General features: G+C 70.3%; 13 protein-coding genes and 1 tRNA gene. 8 read left to right on the top strand and 6 right to left on the bottom strand.

Annotated features, from left to right (window positions below):
- The first annotated feature begins 167 nt into the window (after positions 1–167).
- The 3 genes from ACFYXC_RS11550 (at position 168) to ACFYXC_RS11540 (ending at position 4,676) form a co-directional block, all read left to right on the top strand.
- Positions 168–1,112 (top strand): exopolyphosphatase, encoded by a 945-nt coding sequence (locus ACFYXC_RS11550; RefSeq protein WP_389550028.1) that lies wholly within the window; start codon positions 168–170, stop codon positions 1,110–1,112.
- Positions 1,113–1,572: 460 nt separating this feature from the next.
- Complete coding sequence (locus ACFYXC_RS11545; protein ID WP_388918770.1) at positions 1,573–2,958, top strand: NAD(P)/FAD-dependent oxidoreductase; 1,386 nt, start codon at positions 1,573–1,575, stop codon at positions 2,956–2,958.
- Between the two features lie 419 nt (positions 2,959–3,377).
- Complete coding sequence (locus ACFYXC_RS11540; protein WP_389549626.1) at positions 3,378–4,676, top strand: class I SAM-dependent methyltransferase; 1,299 nt, start codon at positions 3,378–3,380, stop codon at positions 4,674–4,676.
- Between the two features lie 79 nt (positions 4,677–4,755).
- Here the strand turns inward: ACFYXC_RS11540 and ACFYXC_RS11535 are convergent, their stop codons facing one another.
- The gene (locus tag ACFYXC_RS11535; protein ID WP_388918765.1) at positions 4,756–7,284 is read right to left on the bottom strand and encodes an ABC transporter permease; all 2,529 of its coding nucleotides are present in this window, start codon (positions 7,282–7,284) and stop codon (positions 4,756–4,758) included.
- A gap of 327 nt (positions 7,285–7,611) precedes the next feature.
- Complete coding sequence (locus ACFYXC_RS11530) at positions 7,612–8,382, bottom strand: ABC transporter ATP-binding protein (protein ID WP_388918762.1); 771 nt, start codon at positions 8,380–8,382, stop codon at positions 7,612–7,614.
- 408 nt (positions 8,383–8,790) lie between these two features.
- Between ACFYXC_RS11530 and ACFYXC_RS11525 the strand changes: the two genes are divergently transcribed.
- The 3 genes from ACFYXC_RS11525 to ACFYXC_RS11515 all read left to right on the top strand — a co-directional run bounded on the left by ACFYXC_RS11525 (position 8,791) and on the right by ACFYXC_RS11515 (position 11,308).
- Positions 8,791–8,874 (top strand) — tRNA-Leu (locus tag ACFYXC_RS11525).
- A gap of 158 nt (positions 8,875–9,032) precedes the next feature.
- Entirely contained in the window at positions 9,033–10,208 is a 1,176-nt protein-coding gene (locus ACFYXC_RS11520) for a 4-hydroxybenzoate 3-monooxygenase (RefSeq protein ID WP_389549623.1), read from the top strand.
- 185 nt (positions 10,209–10,393) lie between these two features.
- On the top strand, positions 10,394–11,308 hold the full coding sequence (locus ACFYXC_RS11515) for a Bax inhibitor-1/YccA family protein (RefSeq protein ID WP_388918756.1): 915 nt from the start codon (positions 10,394–10,396) through the stop codon (positions 11,306–11,308).
- A 108-nt stretch (positions 11,309–11,416) separates the two neighbouring features.
- Here the strand turns inward: ACFYXC_RS11515 and ACFYXC_RS11510 are convergent, their stop codons facing one another.
- Positions 11,417–11,647: a DUF4287 domain-containing protein gene (locus tag ACFYXC_RS11510; RefSeq protein ID WP_107015651.1), complete on the bottom strand. Its 231-nt coding sequence runs from the start codon at positions 11,645–11,647 to the stop codon at positions 11,417–11,419.
- 104 nt (positions 11,648–11,751) lie between these two features.
- Between ACFYXC_RS11510 and ACFYXC_RS11505 the strand changes: the two genes are divergently transcribed.
- Complete coding sequence (locus ACFYXC_RS11505; RefSeq protein ID WP_388918752.1) at positions 11,752–12,063, top strand: hypothetical protein; 312 nt, start codon at positions 11,752–11,754, stop codon at positions 12,061–12,063.
- A gap of 28 nt (positions 12,064–12,091) precedes the next feature.
- Here ACFYXC_RS11505 and ACFYXC_RS11500 read toward each other — a convergent pair whose 3' ends face one another.
- The 3 genes from ACFYXC_RS11500 to ACFYXC_RS11490 all read right to left on the bottom strand — a co-directional run bounded on the left by ACFYXC_RS11500 (position 12,092) and on the right by ACFYXC_RS11490 (position 15,744).
- On the bottom strand, positions 12,092–12,883 hold the full coding sequence (locus ACFYXC_RS11500; RefSeq protein ID WP_388918749.1) for a hypothetical protein: 792 nt from the start codon (positions 12,881–12,883) through the stop codon (positions 12,092–12,094).
- Between the two features lie 311 nt (positions 12,884–13,194).
- A complete protein-coding gene (locus tag ACFYXC_RS11495) occupies positions 13,195–14,415 on the bottom strand; it encodes an acetyl-CoA C-acetyltransferase (RefSeq protein WP_389549618.1) in 1,221 nt (406 codons plus the stop codon).
- Between the two features lie 312 nt (positions 14,416–14,727).
- A complete protein-coding gene (locus ACFYXC_RS11490) occupies positions 14,728–15,744 on the bottom strand; it encodes an SGNH/GDSL hydrolase family protein (RefSeq protein WP_388918742.1) in 1,017 nt (338 codons plus the stop codon).
- A gap of 146 nt (positions 15,745–15,890) precedes the next feature.
- Here ACFYXC_RS11490 and ACFYXC_RS11485 point away from each other — a divergent pair, with 146 nt between their 5' ends.
- Complete coding sequence (locus tag ACFYXC_RS11485; protein WP_389549614.1) at positions 15,891–17,282, top strand: cystathionine beta-synthase; 1,392 nt, start codon at positions 15,891–15,893, stop codon at positions 17,280–17,282.
- Positions 17,283–17,462: the final 180 nt, after the last annotated feature.

Raw genomic sequence — 17,462 nt, 5'->3', positions numbered from 1 at the left:
GCGCCCCTGAAGGACGGGCTGCGCCCCGGCCTTTCATCGCGGCGGATCCCGGACATCCAGGGGCGCGGGGAACGGCGCAGTCTTTTGAGGGACGCGGGGAACTGCGCAAACGGGGGTTCGGGGGCGGAGCCCCTGAGCGGGACGAACGACTGGTACAGGAGATCACCATCAAGACTCGCGTCGCCGCCGTCGACTGCGGCACCAACTCCATCCGCCTGCTCGTCGCCGACGCGGACCCGACGACCGGTGAACTCACCGATCTGGACCGCCGGATGACGATCGTCCGGCTCGGGCAGGGCGTCGACCGGACCGGCCGCCTCGCCCCCGAGGCCCTGGACCGTACCTTCGCGGCCTGCCGTGAGTACGCCGAGGTCATCAAGGAACACGGCGCGCGGCGCCTGCGCTTCGTGGCGACCTCGGCCTCCCGGGACGCCGAGAACCGCGCCGACTTCGTCCGCGGAGTCCTCGACATCCTGGGCGTCGAGCCCGAGGTCATCTCCGGCGACCAGGAGGCCGAGTTCTCGTTCACGGGCGCCACGAAGGAGCTGACGGGCCGTGACGACCTGGCGAAGCCCTACCTCGTGGTGGACATCGGCGGCGGCTCCACCGAGTTCGTCGTCGGCGACGACCACGTCCGCGGCGCCCGCTCGGTGGACATCGGCTGCGTGCGGATGACGGAACGGCACCTCGTACGGGACGGCGTGGTCACCGACCCGCCGACCGGGGAGCAGATCCGGGCGATCCGCGCCGACATCGAGGCGGCCCTCGACCTCGCCGAGGAGGCCGTGCCGCTGCGTGCGGCCCGCACGCTCGTCGGGCTCGCCGGGTCCGTCACGACCGTCTCGGCGATCGCCCAGGACCTCCGGGAGTACGACCCCGAGGCCATCCACCACTCCCGGGTCTCCCGCGACCGCGTCCGTGAGATCACGGAGCGGCTGCTCGCCTCCACCCACGCCGAGCGGGCGGCGATCCCCTCGATGCACCCGGGCCGCGTGGACGTGATCGGCGCCGGCGCGCTCGTCCTCCTCGCGGTCATGGAGAGGTCCGGCGCCGAGGAGGTCGTGGTGAGCGAACACGACATCCTCGACGGCATCGCGTGGTCCGTGGCCTAGACAGCGCTCCGTGGCATGGACAGTGGTCGCGGTCCGCAGCATGGACAGCTGAGCAGGTGGGGCGACGTATGAGCGGTGTGGGCGGGCTGTGCGGAGCGTGTGAAACGACCTTGGAAGTGCCCCGTCGGAAAACTTCGTGAAGTTCTTCACAAGAGAATGGGCCCTGTCGGGGGAGGATTCCCTCCCTCCGGGTCCTTCCGGGGGTCCGGAGGGGGTCACGGCATGATCAACGGGGTGTTTCGCGGGTGCTGCGACCGGCCGGTGACAGGCACTGGTCCAGGGTGCCGGAAGGTCAGGAGTGGCAGCTCAGGCGCCATTGACAACGGCTCGCCGCATGCACTGGTTCCCCTGTTCGACCATGACGTACGTCACGCGGGCCGCGCAGTGTAGCAGAGGAGGTGTAGGAGCTTGTGAAGGGGCGCACGAGCGACCCCCCTGAGCCGGGTGGATACTCGATGGCATGAGCACCACGGAGCGTCCCAGGATCCTCGTAGTAGGCGGTGGGTACGTAGGACTGTACGCAGCTCGGCGCATCCTCAAGAAGATGCGCTACGGCGAGGCGACCGTCACGGTCGTCGACCCCCGGTCGTACATGACCTACCAGCCCTTCCTCCCCGAAGCCGCGGCCGGCAGCATCTCGCCTCGGCACGTCGTCGTCCCGCTGCGACGCGTGCTGCCCAAGGCGGAAGTCCTCACCGGCCGGGTCACCACCATCGACCAGGACCGCAAGGTCGCCACGATCGCCCCCCTGGTGGGCGAGGCGTACGAGCTGCCCTTCGACTACCTCGTCATCGCGATGGGCGCGGTCTCCCGTACCTTCCCGATCCCCGGCCTCGCCGAGCAGGGCATCGGCATGAAGGGCATCGAGGAGGCCATCGGCCTGCGCAACCACGTGCTTGAGCAGCTCGACAAGGCCGACTCGACGACCGACGAGGACGTCCGCCGCAAGGCGCTGACCTTCGTCTTCGTCGGCGGTGGCTTCGCCGGTGCGGAGACCATCGGTGAGGTCGAGGACATGGCCCGGGACGCGGCCAAGTACTACTCCAGCGTGTCGCGCGAGGACATGCGCTTCATCCTCGTCGACGCCGCGGACAAGATCCTCCCCGAGGTCGGCCCCAAGCTCGGCCAGTACGGCAAGGAGCACCTGGAGGCGCGTGGGGTCGAGGTCTACCTCTCCACCTCCATGGACTCCTGCGTCGACGGCCACGTGGTCCTGAAGAACGGCCTGGAGGTCGACTCCAGCACGATCGTGTGGACGGCGGGCGTCAAGCCGAACCCGGTGCTCTCCCGTTTCGGCCTGCCGCTCGGTCCGCGGGGGCACGTGGACACGCAGACGACCCTCCAGGTGCAGGGCACGGACTACGTCTGGGCCGCCGGCGACAACGCGCAGGTGCCGGACCTCGTCGGCCGCAAGGCCGGCAACGAGAACGCCTGGTGCCCGCCGAACGCGCAGCACGCGCTGCGGCAGGCGCGGGTCCTCGGTGACAACGTGATCTCCGGTATGCGGGGTTTCCCGCAGAAGGAGTACAGCCACGCCAACAAGGGTGCGGTCGCCGGGCTCGGGCTGCACAAGGGCGTTGCGATGATCGTCATGGGCAAGATGAAGATCAAGCTCAAGGGGCGGCTGGCGTGGTACATGCACCGTGGCTACCACGGGCTGGCCATGCCGACCTGGAACCGGAAGATCCGGGTGTTCGCGGACTGGACGCTGGCCGTGTTCCTGAAGCGTGAGGTCGTCTCGCTCGGGGCGATCGAGACTCCTCGTGAGGAGTTCTACGAGGCGGCGAAGCCGGCGCCGGCGCCGGCTGTGGTCGCCAAGACCGAGGAGAAGGCCAAGGCTTCCTGACCCGTTCCGCTCCACTGTTTCATCTGTCCTAAGGGGCCTTCCGCCATCCGTGGTGCGGGGGGTCCCTTCGGCGTTTTCCGCCCCCGCCGCCCCTACCCGTCCCGTCCCTGGGTGCTGCGCCCCCAGACCCCCGCGATCGCGCTGCGCGCTCGTCCTCAAACGCCGGACGGGCTGAAGATTCCGCGGCCGGGCGTGATCTTTCAGCCCGTCCGGCGTTTGAGGACCAGGGGTTCGGGGGCGGAGCCCCCGAGTAGTGACGGGAAGGGTAGGGGCGGCGGGGGCGAAAAACCCGGCGAACTACGTGGCGCCTGCATGTATTTTGCTCAGACATAACCCTTTGGCAGGACTGCGCCGCGGCCCCATCGGTGTTTACGTGGTGTCCGAGTTTGTGGGAATTCCTCGTCACGGAGGTGTGCGTCATGCAGGACGCGGCGCTTCGGCTCAAGGCGCTGATGGAACAGCTGCTGGGAGCCCCGGTCCCGGTACGGATTCGTGCCTGGGACGGTTCGGAGGCCGGACCGCCGGGCACCCCGGTGCTCGTCGTACGGAACCGGCGGGCCCTGCGCCGACTCCTCTGGAAGCCAGGGGAGTTGGGCTGGGCACGGGCCTGGGTCGCGGGCGACCTGACGGTGGACGGCGACCTCTACGCCGCCCTGGACGCGATGGCCGAGATGGTGTGGGAGCACGGCGAGAACGGCGGGGGAGCGCGACAGGCCCTGCGGAACCCCGACGTACGGGCCGCCGTCCGCGGACTCGTACGGATGGCGGGGTCGCCGCTGCCGCCCGCCCCGCCCGACGAGGAGGTACGCAGACACTCCCGCCTGTCCCATCTGCACACCAAGCACAGCGACCGGCGGGCGATCAGCCACCACTACGACGTCGGCAACGACTTCTACGAGACCGTCCTCGGACCGTCCATGGTCTACTCGTGCGCCTACTGGGAGTCCCCGGACGGCACCCTGGAGGACGCCCAGCGCGACAAGCTCTCCCTCGTCGCCCGCAAGCTGGACCTCCGCCCCGGCATGCGGCTGCTCGACGTCGGCTGCGGCTGGGGCTCGATGGCCATCCACGCCGCCCGTGAGCACGGCGTGAGCGTCGTCGGCGTGACGCTGTCGCAGGAGCAGGCCGCGTACGCCCGTAAGCGCGTCGCGGAGGAGGGGCTCACCGACCGGGTCGAGATCCGGGTGCAGGACTACCGCGACGTCATCGACGGGCCGTACGACGCCATCTCCTCCATCGGGATGGCCGAACACGTCGGCAGCGAACGCTATCTGGAGTACGCCCGGAACCTGTACGCCCTCCTGAAGCCGGGCGGACGGCTCCTGAACCACCAGATCGGGCGCCGGCCGTGGCGCAACGAATCGAATTACCAGATCAACGGGTTCATCGACGCGTACGTCTTCCCGGACGGGGAGCTCGCGCCGATCGGCGAGACCGTGACCCAGCTGGAGGGCGCCGGGTTCGAGGTCCGTGACGTCGAGTCGATCCGCGAGCACTACGCGCTCACCCTGCGGCGGTGGGTGGCGAACCTGGAGGCGGACTGGCCGCACGCCGTGCGCCTCACGAGTCCCGGCCGGGCGCGGGTGTGGCGCCTCTACATGGCCGCCTCGGCGCTCGCCTTCGAACGCAACCGCATCGGCGTCAACCAGGTCCTGGCGGTACGGACGCCCGGCACGGGTGCCTCGGGCATGCCGCTGCGGGCCCGCACCTGGAACTGAGAGGCGGGGCGGGCGATTTGACGGAGGGGCCCCGTTCCTGATGGAACGGGGCCCCTCCGGCGTATGGGCGCGGCCGCCGCTACTCGGACTTGATCGCCGTCAGCATGTTCAGGCGGGCCGCCCGACGGGCCGGCCAGAGGGCGGCCAGGACGCCGACCGCCGCCGCAAGGAGGAGGAAGACCCCCATCCGCTCCCAGGGCAGCACCAGCTCGTACGTCGCCATCCTGCCGGCCAGGAGCTCACCCGCGGCCCAGCCGAAGAACACGCCGAGACCCACGCCGAGCACACCGCCGAAGAGGGAGATGACCAGGGACTCCAGGCGGACCATCCGCTTGATCCCCTTGCGGTCGAGGCCGATCGCGCGGAGCATCCCGATCTCCTGCGACCGCTCGAAGACGGACATGGCGAGGGTGTTGATGACGCCGAGGACGGCGACGATGACGGCCATCGCCAGCAGGCCGTACAGCATGTTCAGCATCAGCGTGAACATCTGCGCGATGTCGTTGGAGACGTCCTGCTTGTCCTGGACCTTGACGGCCGGGTTGTCGCCGAGCGCCTTCTCTAGCCGGTCCTTCGTCGCGTCGGACGGGCCGCCGGAGGTCTTCAGCATGACCTGCATGTCGCCCGGGTCCGTCTGGTGCGGGGCCAGGGTCGCGGTGTCGAGCATGATGCCGCTGATCATCTCGTTGCCCTGGTAGACACCGGCGACCGTCAGCTGCTGCTTCTTGTCGTCCTCGTACGAGACCGAGAACGTCGAGCCGGCCTTCCAGCCGTGGTCCTCGGCGGTCCCGTCGTCCACGACCACCCGGGTGCCGCCGACCTCGAAGGCACCGTCGTCGACCGGGAGGTCGGTCAGGTCGCCGATCGCGGACCCCTTGACCCCGGTGAGGTACTCGGTCTCGCCGTCGATGCGGGCGGGCGCGTTGCGCAGCGAGGTGATGGAGGTGACGCCGTCGGTCCCGGCGAGCTTCTTCTCGACGTCCGGCGAGAGGGAGTTGTAGTTCGCCATGGAGACCACGTAGTCGGCCTTCAGCGCGGACGTGGCCATCTTGTCGATCGACTTCTGCAGGCTGCCCGCCATCACCGTCATGCCGGTGATGAGGGTCAGACCGATCATCAGGGCGGAGGCGGTCGCGGCGGTGCGGCGCGGGTTGCGTACGGAGTTCTGGCGGGCGAGCTTGCCCGAGACGCCGAAGACGCGCAGGACCGGGGCGGCGCTCGCGATCAGCGGGCGGGAGAGGAGAGGGGTGAGGATGAACACGCCGATGATCAGCAGGACCGCGCCGAAGCCCATCGGGGCCTGGCCGTCCGAGCCGTCCATCGTCGTGGCGTAGAGGACGACGGTGACGCCCGCCGCGGCGAACAGGGCGCCGAGGGTGTTGCGCAGCACCAGCGACTTGGTGGTCGCCGCGGCGTGCACGCTGCTCATGGCCGCGACCGGGGGGATCTTCGCGGCGCGGCGGCCCGGGAGCCAGGCGGCCAGCATGGTGATCAGGATGCCGACGGCGAACGACGTGCCGACCGTGCCCGGGGTGACGACCAGCGGTCCGGCCGGGACGGCGGCGTCCAGCGTGCCCATGAGGGCGCGCAGGCCCGCGCCGATGCCGATGCCGGCGAGCAGGCCCGTGACGGCGGCGACCGTGCCGACCAGGAAGGCTTCCAGGAGCACCGAGCGGGTGACCTGCCTGCGGGAGGCGCCGACCGCGCGCAGCAGCGCCAGTTCCTTGGTGCGCTGGGCGACCAGCATCGTGAAGGTGTTGGCGATGATGAACGTGCCGACGAACAGGGCGATGCCGGCGAAGACCAGCAGGCCGGTCTTGAGGCCGCTCATCGACGCCTCGATCTGGACGGCCTGGTCGTCGGCGAGTTCCTGGCCCGTGATCGTGGACGCGATGTCCTTCGGGAGGACCTTGTCGAGGCTGGCCTGCAGTGCGGTCTGGCTGGTGCCCGGGGCGGCCTTCACGTCGATCTCGTCGTACGTGCCGGTCTTGTGGAAGAGCTGCTGCGCGGTGGCCGTGTCGAAGAGGGCGAGGCTGCCGCCGGCGGCGACGTTGCCGTCGTCCGTGGTGAAGATCGCGCTGATGGTGGGGGTGAGGACCGGGCCGTCGATCGAGAGCCGTACCTTGTCGCCGACCTGGTAGCCGGCGCGCTTCGCCGTCTCGGCGTCGATGGCTACCTGGTCCTTGCCGGACGGGGCCCTGCCGCTGCTGAGCGGGTAGCGGGGGTCCTTGTCGCTCCAGTAGTTGCCGCCCTGCGACTGGAAGCCGCCGCCGATCAGTTTGCCGTCCTTGCCGGCGATCGCGGTGAAGCCGCTGACGACGCCGATGGCGTTCTCGGCGCCGGGGGCCTTCTCGGCCTTCTCCAGGAGTGCCTGGGTCAGCTCCGGGTCCTTGCCGAGCTTGTCGCCCTTGTCCTCGGTGTACTCCGGCTGGACGGCCACGTCGACCTGGTCGAAGCCCTTCGCCGAACTCTTCTGGTAGGCGTCGGAGATGGTGTTGGTGAAGACCAGGGTGCCGGAGACGAACGCGACGCCCAGCATCACGGCGAGCACGGTCATCAAGAGCCTGGCCTTGTGCGCGAGCACGTTGCGCAGAGCGGTACGGAGCATTGTCTTCTCAGTCCAGGTGGGTTGTGTGCGGGCCGGTGGGGGTTGAACGCGCAGTTCCCCGCGCCCCTGGGGAGCTGCCGGCTGGGGTTGGGGGTCCCGTGCCGGCCCGCGGTGGCTGGTCGCGCCGTTCCCCGCGCCCCTGAAGGGCTGGGGGTGGCGGGTTGCGGGTGGTGTGCGGGTCGGTGGGGGTTGATCGCGCCGTTCCCCGCGCCCCTTGAAAGCGGGGCTGCGCCCCTTTGGGGGCGCGGGGAACTGCGCGACCAGCCACCGCCGGCCCGCAGGTAAGGGGCCGAGGCGCGGTCGGGGCCGGAAGAGGGGCCCGCCCCACTAACTGGTGCGACCCTTTGCGTCGAAGCGCTTCATGCGGTCCAGGACCGCGTCAGCCGTCGGATCCAGCACCTCGTCCACCACCCGCCCGTCCGCCAGGAAGATCACCCGGTCCGCGTACGCCGCCGCGACCGGGTCATGGGTCACCATGACGACGGTCTGCCCCAACTCCCGTACGGAGTTGCGCAGAAAGCCCAGCACCTCCGACCCCGACCGCGAGTCCAGGTTCCCGGTGGGCTCGTCGCCGAAGATGATGTCCGGGCGGGACGCCAGCGCCCGCGCCACGGCGACGCGCTGCTGCTGTCCGCCGGAGAGCTGCGAGGGCCGGTGCGAGAGCCGGTCGGCGAGCCCCACCATCTCGATCACCGTGTTCAGCCACTCCTTGTCGGGCTTGCGGCCCGCGATGTCCATCGGGAGGGTGATGTTCTCCAGCCCGGTGAGGGTGGGCAGGAGATTGAACGCCTGGAAGATGAAACCGATCTTGTCCCGGCGCAACTTGGTGAGCTGCTTGTCCTTGAGCGAGCCGAGTTCGGTCTCCCCGATGCGGACCGAACCGGACGAGAAGCTGTCGAGACCCGCGACGCAGTGCATCAGCGTGGACTTGCCGGAGCCGGAGGGTCCCATGATCGCGGTGAACTCCGCCTGCCGGAAGTCGACGGAGACCCGGTCCAGAGCGACCACCTGGGTCTCCCCCTGTCCGTAGACCTTCGACAGTTCCGTGGCGCGGGCGGCCACCGTGGTGGTCCGTTCGGCGAGGGGCGTGGTGGTCACGGAAGGGTGCTCCTTGTCGGTACGACGACGAGTGGACGACAGTTCCATCGTCGACGCCGATCCCCGCCGTGTAGTCACCCGCTGTTCCGGTATCGGAGGCAGACTCGGGGCGGACCACGCGGCCCCACGTCATACCTGGGGATGACTCCGGCCCCCGGGAGCGGGAATCGGCGACGGTCCGTCAGGTTCCGCTCGTTCGGGTTCCGCTCGTTCGGGCGGTGAAATCACGTCATTCCCCGTGCGCCGTCCAGCGTCCTTCCGAGGGCATGTGGCATGTGCGGATGGCGCATACCGTGGGCTGATGCTCCCTCAGACGCCAATAAAATAAGACAACATCGGGTCGCCCCACCGCTGTTCGGGGGATCTGTCCCGATAGGCTCGGAGCACTCGAAGCGGAGCCCATGGCCTGCCCGGATGGTGGAATGCAGACACGGCGAGCTTAAACCTCGCTGCCCCTCACGGGGCGTACCGGTTCAAGTCCGGTTCCGGGCACCTCCGACACTTCAGCTCTTCCCGGCGTATCCCCGTGAAGGGTGCACCCTTCATTGAATACTTGACCACGTGACCGTTGACAGCGGGTTCCGTGGGTCCGAGACTCACGTGGGCGAGATGGTGAATAAAATTTCACCAGGAGAACAAAGGGTGTGTCGATGCGTACCACCGTCGGGATCATCGGGGCAGGACCGGCCGGCCTGCTGCTGGCGAGGCTGCTGCACAACGCGGGGATCGACTCCGTCGTGCTGGAGAGCCGGGACAGGGCGTACGTCGAGCAGCGGCAGCGCGCCGGGATCCTGGAGCAGGGGACCGTGGACGTGCTGCGGGCCGCCGGCGCCGGGGAGCGCATGGACCGCGAGGGGCTGCGTCACGACGGCATCGAACTGCGGTTCGCGCGCCGGCGCCACCGCGTCGACTTCCCGGCCCTCACCGGCGGGCGGTCCGTGATGGTCTACGCCCAGACCGAGGTGTGCAAGGACCTCATCGCGCTGCAGCTCAAGGAGGGCGGTCCGCTGCTCTTCGGTGCCGAGGCGCTGGCCGTCGAGGGGGCCGCCACCGACAGCCCCCGGGTGCGCTTTCGCCGCGAGGGCCGTGAGGACGTCCTGGAGTGCGCGTACGTCGTCGGGTGCGACGGCTCCCACGGGGTGGCCGGCCGGGCGATCCCCGAGGAACTCACCCGGGTCTTCGAGCGGACGTACCCCTTCGGGTGGCTGGGGATCCTCGCCGACGTGCCCCCGTCGCACGACGAGCTCGTCTACGCCCGGCACGACCGCGGTTTCGCCCTGCTGTCCATGCGGTCGCCGGTCGTCTCGCGGCTCTACCTCCAGGTGCCCGCGGGCACGGACGCCGGGACGTGGAGCGACGAGGAGATCTGGGACGAGCTGGAGCGCAGGTTCGAGACGGCCGACGACTGGCGGCTCCGGCGGGGGCCCGTCACCGCCAAGTCCGTCACCCCGATGCGCAGCCACGTGCGCGAGCCGATGCGGCACGGGCGGCTCTTCCTGGCCGGGGACGCCGCCCACATCGTGCCGCCGACCGGCGCCAAGGGGCTGAACCTGGCGGTGGGGGACGTGGTGACCTTCGCGCGGGCGCTGGTCCACCGCCGGGAGACCGGATCGGACGACCTGCTCGACGCCTACTCCGAGACCTGCCTGCGGCGGGTGTGGCAGGCCGAGCGGTTCTCGTACGAGATGACGACGATGCTGCACCGCTCGCCCGGCGCGACGCCCTTCGAGGACCGGATCCAGCTGGCCAGGCTCGAACGGCTGGCCTCCGCGCGCGCCGCCGAGCAGGACCTCGCCGAGGGGTACACGGGCTTCGCCCTGGAGTAACGGGCCACGGGTGGGGGAACCGGAGGGGTACGTACCGGCGTTCTTACGGTGCGGGGAATGCCCGGGTGAGACCTGGTGTTCCCGGTCACAAGAGGGGAAAGATCCTCCCCAGGCACTAGAGGCATTCTTTTGCCTACCCATTACTCTTGAGCCAAGGCCACGCAGGGTGGCCATGGAGGAGTGAAATGAGGAGCAGCAACCCGGTCTTCTCGCGACGGGGGTTCAGCCGCGACAACGGCTACGCGGGCTTCAACGCGGCGCCTCAGGCCGGGGGCCCCGCTGTCGGAACGCAGGGGAACCCGTACGCACAGGGTGCCCCGGGCGCCCCGCAGGGCGGTAACCCGTACGCGCAGAATCCTTACGCTCAGAACCCGTACGCCCCGCAGGACCTGCAGCACGGCGCACCGCCGCAGGCCCCGCCCGCCGCCGGCCGCATGACGATGGACGATGTCGTCACGCGTACGGCCATGACCCTCGGCACCGTCACCGTCGGTGCCGTCCTCGCCTGGGTCCTGCTGCCGGTCACGTCGAGCAGCTTCGGCCTGGCCATCGGCTCGGCTCTCATCGCGATGGTCTTCGCGCTGGTCCAGGCGTTCAAGCGCAAGGCGTCGCCCGCGCTGATCCTGGCGTACGCCGCCTTCGAGGGCGTCTTCCTCGGCGTGATCAGCGAGATGTTCAACAGCAGGTGGTCCGGCGCGCCCTTCCAGGCCGTGCTCGGCACCATGGCCGTCTCCGGCGCCACGCTGCTGGTCTACAAGGCGGGCTGGATCCGCGTCACCGCCAGGTACGCGCGCATCGGTATGGCCATCGCGATCGCCTTCGTGCTGGTCATGGCGGTCAACCTGCTGCTGGTCGTCTTCGGCGTCGCCGACGACGGCGGACTGCGCAGCATGGGCCCGCTGGGCGCGATCGTCGGCATCCTGGCGATCGTCCTGGGCGCCTTCTTCCTGACGCTCGACTTCAAGCAGATCGAGGACGGTATCGCCTACGGCGCGCCGCGTGACGAAGCCTGGCTGGCCGCGTTCGGCCTGACCATGAGCCTCGTCTGGATCTACCTGGAGATGCTCCGGCTGGTCGCCATCTTCAGCGGCAACGACTAGCTCCCGCGCCCCTGAGGGGGCACGGCAAGGCGCACGACGAAGGGCCCCGCGAACCTCGGTTCGCGGGGCCCTTCATTCTTTTTCGGCGCCGGGGCGGTGAGGGCGCGCTCAGCGCAGGTTGCGCGCCGCCCTCCTCAGGTCGTACTCGTGGATGATCGCCTTGGCGTGGCCGTACGCGAGGTCGTGCTCGGCGCGGAGCCAGCTGACCTTTTCCTCGAAGCGGTGGAGAGCGGGGCCTTCGTCGACGGTGCGCAGCCAGTCGGAGATCTCACGACCGGTGCAGTGGGGGATGCGGGCGAGCAGGTTGCGATGGGTCTCCGCGGAGAAGACTTGGGACATCGGCGCCTCCGGACGCAAAGGGGATGTAAGCCGGTCCTTCACGCCACCGTGCCTGAGCGTTCGGTCGTTGGCAACAGTCCAGGTACGACGCGTAGTCTCGCGACGTGCTTGATACGACGCCGTTGACGCGTGCCGTGGACCATTTCGCCGACCGGCTGCGGGCCGCTCCGCAGAGCCGGCTGCAACGCGGGGCCGCCGCCGAGGCACTGGGTCTGGCCAGGGAGTTGGCACTGCGTGCCCAGCGGCTGGAGGACCCCGAGGGTACTCCGCGGGAGATGCCGGACGCGGGCATGTTCGCGTCGGCGGACCAGATCACGGTGGCCGTCCACGACCTGGCACTCGTACTGAGGACCGAGGCGGAACTGGCGGAGGCGCTGGTGCTTGTGGAGGAGGCGCAGCGGCGGGCAGGCGTCTGACCGTGCACGGACAGCCGCGAACCGGCGCCTACAGCGAGGCGATGACCCTGTCCGCCAGGACGTAGACGTTCTCCTGGCCGCACGCGAAGGTGAGGGCGTAGGCGCCCGAGACTCCCGAGCCGCCGAGCAGGAACGGCGGATGACCGGCGCGCAGGGACTCGGCGAGGCGCTCGGCGGTCTCGCGGTGCCCCGGGGTCATGCAGAGGGTGGTGCCGTCGGCGAAGACGTAGACGTCGAGGGTGCCCAGCGGCCCGGGGCGGACGTCCGCCAGCTCCGTGCGCGCGTCGGCCAGTTCCTCGAGACAGGCGACCGTGCGTTCGTGGTCGTTCACCATCGGCGACTGGACCGGTACGAAGTCCGGGTGCGAGGGGTGGCGCCGGCGGGCCGCGGCCAGCTCGGGGGAGTCCCCGGCGAACTCGTCGGCGTCGACGGGCGGCTCGGTCACCGGCTCCAGGTGTTCGAGACCGGCGAAGTCCGACTGCCGGGGCAGGAACAGCTCGCTGTCGGGCAGACCGAGCAGGGTCGGCGCGTCACCGGCGTCGCGCGCCTCCTGGGCGGCCCAGAACGCGCGGGCCTCGGCGAGCTCCCGCTCCCGCTCCTCGGCGAGTGCCTCGGCCACGGCGGCGCGTATCTCGTCGGCGTCCGTGGACCGGCGGGCGGCCGGCACGCGCCCGCGGGCGGCTGCGGCGCGGCTCCCGGTGAGTTCGGCGTGCAGGGCCGCCACCTGGCGGCGCAGCGCCAGCAGGGTGCGCAGAACGGCGACGCCCACGGCCGTGGTGGTGGCTGTGGCGAGCAGCAGAGCGAGAAACGTGGTGCTCACTGACGTACTCCCGGTTCAAAGTCGACCCCCGACTTCCTACATCAGCTTGAAGGGCGGACTAACCAGCTGTCAGTGCGTAACGTCACGAAAGGGACAGGACTTTAGCCCTGGCGTTCATCTGCTCGGTAGCGCTGACCTGCGTGAATCCCTTTCCGAAGGGAGTTAGGTCACATCCTGGGGGAGATTCGATCACAAAACGACCCAGAGCCCCAGGGGGTACGGGGATCCGGGTCGCTTCGTTCATGCTGCGTTCAACTGCGGTTACGGCGGCCGTGCTTCGGCGTCGGCGCCCTGCTGGGTGCCTGCACGGCCTAGCTCAGGCGCTCGATGACCATCGCCATGCCCTGGCCGCCGCCCACGCACATGGTCTCCAGGCCGAACTGCTTGTCGTGGAACTGGAGGGAGTTGATGAGCGTGCCGGTGATGCGGGCGCCGGTCATGCCGAAGGGGTGGCCGACCGCGATGGCGCCGCCGTTCACGTTCAGCTTCTCCAGCGGGATCTCCAGGTCGCGGTAGGAGGGGATCACCTGGGCCGCGAACGCCTCGTTGATCTCGAACAGGTCGATGTCGCCGACGGTCAGACCGGCGCGGGAGAGGGCCTGCTTCGACGCCTCCACCGGGCCGAGGCCCATGATCTCGGGGGAGAGGCCGGTGACACCGGTCGAGACGATCCGGGCCAGCGGGGTCAGGCCGAGCTCGCGGGCCTTGGTGTCGGACATGATCACCAGGGCGGCGGCGCCGTCGTTCAGCGGGCAGCAGTTGCCGGCCGTGACCATGCCGTCGGGGCGGAAGACGGGCTTGAGGCCCTGCACGCCGTCGAGCGTGACGCCGGCGCGGGGGCCGTCGTCCTTGCTGACGACCGTGCCGTCCGGGGTGGTCACCGGGGTGATCTCGCGCTCCCAGAAGCCGTTCTTGATGGCTTCCTCGGCGAGGTTCTGCGAGCGGACGCCGAACTCGTCCATGTCCTGGCGGGTGACGCCCTTGACGCGGGCGAGGTTCTCCGCGGTCTGGCCCATCGAGATGTACGCGTCCGGGACCAGGCCGTCCTCGCGCGGGTCGTGCCAGGACGCGCCCTCGCTCGCGGCGACCTCCGCGGTGCGGGCCTCCGCCTCCGCGAAGAACGGGTTGCGGGTGTCCGGGAGGCTGTCGGAGTTGCCCTTCGTGAACCGCGACACCAGCTCGACGCCCGCCGAGATGAAGACGTCGCCCTCGCCCGCCTTGATGGCGTGCAGGGCCATGCGGGTCGTCTGGAGCGAGGAGGAGCAGTAGCGGGTGATCGTGCAGCCGGGGAGGTGGTCCATCCCCATCTGCACGGCGACGATGCGGCCGAGGTTGTTGCCCTGCTCGCCGCCGGGGAGGCCGCAGCCGAGCATCAGGTCCTCGATGTCCTTCGGATCGAGCTCCGGGACCTTGGCGAGGGCCGCCTGGATGATGGTGGCGGTGAGGTCGTCGGGGCGCAGGTCCTTGAGGGAGCCCTTGCCTGCGCGGCCGATGGGCGAGCGAGCGGTCGAGACGATCACGGCTTCGGGCATCTGCGGCTCCATGGGCGTTGCGGGGGTGTGGGCGGACCTGTGGGGGAAGCTACCCGCCCGTACGGGGCGGGTCACGGGTATGGGCGTGTGACACGGACCGCACTTTCCAAGCGCTTGCTTTGTGCTCCGCCCTGGTTTGTGATGCGCCTTGCTCTGTGTTTCGCAGGTCGTGGAGCGGCTGCGGGTCCGGTGGGGCTTGCTCGCGCAGTTCCCCGCGCCCCCGCGCCCCCGCGCCCCCGCGCCCCCGCGCCCCCGCGCCCCCGCGCCCCCGGGTGTCCGGGGGCGCGGGGAACTGCCGAGGCGCGGCGACGGTCAGGCGGACGTCGGGGCCGGGTCCGACGCCGGGACCCGCCGACGCCGACGCCGCTTGAGGAGGGCCCACGGCCCCCGCGGCCCCGTGGGCATCGCGGCGGCGACCTCCGTACCCGGCTCCGCGGCCGCCTCCACGGCCGCCTGCGCCACCGGCAGGAACCCCTCGCGGCGCGACACGTCCGGCCGCTCCTCCTCCGCCGGCCACAACCCGAGCGCGGCGCACACCGTGGGCAGCACGGCCATCGCCGCGGTCGCGTACCCCTCCGCCGAGGGGTGGTAGCTGTCCGGCCCGAACAGCTCCCGCGGGTTCGCCGCGAACTCGGGTCCCAGCAGGTCGCCCAGCGACACCGTCCGCCCGCCCTGCTCGACCACGCCGATCGTCTGCGCGGCCGCCAGCTGACGGGAGGTCCGCTTCGCGATCCACCGCAGCGGCTGCTGGACCGGTTCGATGGTGCCGAGGTCGGGACAGGTGCCGACGACCACCTCGGCACCGGCCGTACGCAGCCGGCGTACCGCGGCCGAGAGGTGCCGGACCGATCGTGTCGCCGGCATCCGGTGCGTCACGTCGTTCGCGCCGATCATGATCACGCACACCTCGGGCGCCCCGTCGGGATCCGAGAGCGCCAGCACGACCTGGCGGTCCAGATCGTCCGACTGGGCGCCCGTCAGCGCCACGTTCCGCAACCGCACCGGCCGCTCCGCCACCGCCGCGAGGCCCGACGCGAGCAGCGCGCCCGGTGTCTGGCGGGCCCGGTGCACGCCCTGCCCCGCCGCCGTCGAGTCGCCGAGCATCGTCAGGCGCAACGGTTCCTCACCGTCGGCGTACGTGTACCCGTACAGTCCGTCCGCGCTCGGCGGATGGGGACTGCGCCCGTTGCCCACCTGCCGTTTCGCCAGGTGCAGCTCGGCCAGCACCACCCCGGCCGTCGCCGCGCCCAGCAGCCCGATCCCGCCGCCGCCGTATGCCGCGCCCGCGGCGATCCGCCGGGCCACCCTCACCTTCGACCAGCTCGACATGCGAAGCCGCCACCTCCTTGTAGCCGTACACCACTTCCTTGCCCCGTACAGACGGTCGGCCAATCTCCACGCGGTGTGAACGCCGAGGAGGGGCTTAGGCTGACGGGACCACCCCGACCACTTCTTTTGCAGCTCCGGAGACAACGGTGCAATTTCACGACTCGATGATCAGTCTCGTCGGCAACACCCCGCTGGTGAGGCTCAACAGCGTGACCGCCGGCATCCAGGCGACCGTCCTCGCGAAGGTCGAGTACTTCAACCCCGGCGGCTCCGTGAAGGACCGCATCGCCCTGCGCATGATCGAGGCCGCGGAGAAGAGCGGCGCACTGCAGCCGGGCGGCACGATCGTCGAGCCGACCAGCGGCAACACGGGTGTGGGTCTGGCCATCGTGGCCCAGCAGAAGGGCTACAAGTGCATCTTCGTGTGCCCCGACAAGGTGAGCACCGACAAGATCAACGTACTGCGCGCGTACGGGGCCGAGGTCGTCGTCTGCCCCACGGCGGTCGACCCCGGGCACCCCGACTCGTACTACAACGTCTCCGACCGGCTGGTCCGTGAGACGCCCGGAGCCTGGAAGCCCGACCAGTACTCCAACCCCGACAATCCCGCCTCGCACTATCACTCCACCGGCCCTGAGCTCTGGGAGCAGACGGCGGGGCGGATCACCCACTTCGTCACCGGCGTGGGGACGGGCGGCACCATCTCCGGGACCGGCCGGTACCTGAAGGACGCCAGCGACGGCAAGGTGCGTGTCGTGGGCGCCGACCCCGAGGGATCCGTCTACTCCGGCGGCTCCGGGCGGCCGTACCTCGTCGAGGGCGTCGGCGAGGACTTCTGGCCGACCGCGTACGACCGCACGGTCGCGGACGAGATCGTCGCGGTCTCCGACAAGGACTCCTTCCAGATGACCCGGCGGCTCGCCAAGGAGGAGGGCCTGCTCGTCGGCGGCTCCTGCGGTATGGCCGTCGTGGCGGCGCTGCGGGTGGCCGAGCGGCTCGGCCCGGACGACGTGGTCGTCGTCCTGCTCCCCGACAGCGGCCGCGGTTACCTCAGCAAGATCTTCAACGACGAGTGGATGGCCGACTACGGCTTCCTGGAGGACGAGGGCCCGAGCGCCCGCGTCGGCGACGTCCTCAGCGACAAGGTGCACGGCGCCATGCCCCAGCTCGTCCACATGCACCCGGACGAGACGGTCGGCGAGGCGATCGAGGTGCTGCGCGAGTACGGCGTCTCGCAGATGCCCATCGTGAAGCCGGGCGCCGGACACCCGGACGTGATGGCCGCCGAGGTCGTCGGTTCCGTGGTCGAGCGGGAGCTGCTCGACGCGCTGTTCACCCAGCGGGCCTCGCTCACCGACCCGCTGGAGAAGCACATGTCGGCGCCGCTGCCGCAGGTCGGCTCCGGCGAGCCGGTGGGCGACCTGATGAGCGTGCTCGGTGCGGCGGACGCGGCGATCGTCCTGGTGGAGGGCAAGCCGACCGGAGTCGTCAGTCGGCAGGACCTGCTGTCCTTCCTCGCCAAGGGTGGACGGCAGTAGGACGCCCGGTGAACCGCGCACGCCGGCGGGAACCTCCGGCGTGCGCGGTCACGGAGGAACTTCGTGGAAGTGGTACGAGCGCGTCACGTCCGCGCAGCACACGCTTAACACGGGTCCGGCACAGTAAGGGATGTCGGCAAGGGCGACGGAGTGCCTCCCAGGCGTGCAGCACGGGGAGAG

The organism is Streptomyces sp. NPDC002701 (assembly GCF_042889045.1).
Classification (GTDB): domain Bacteria; phylum Actinomycetota; class Actinomycetes; order Streptomycetales; family Streptomycetaceae; genus Streptomyces.
The sequence above is the reverse complement of the archived record's forward strand: the minus strand, read 5'-3'. Positions and strand labels throughout refer to the sequence as shown.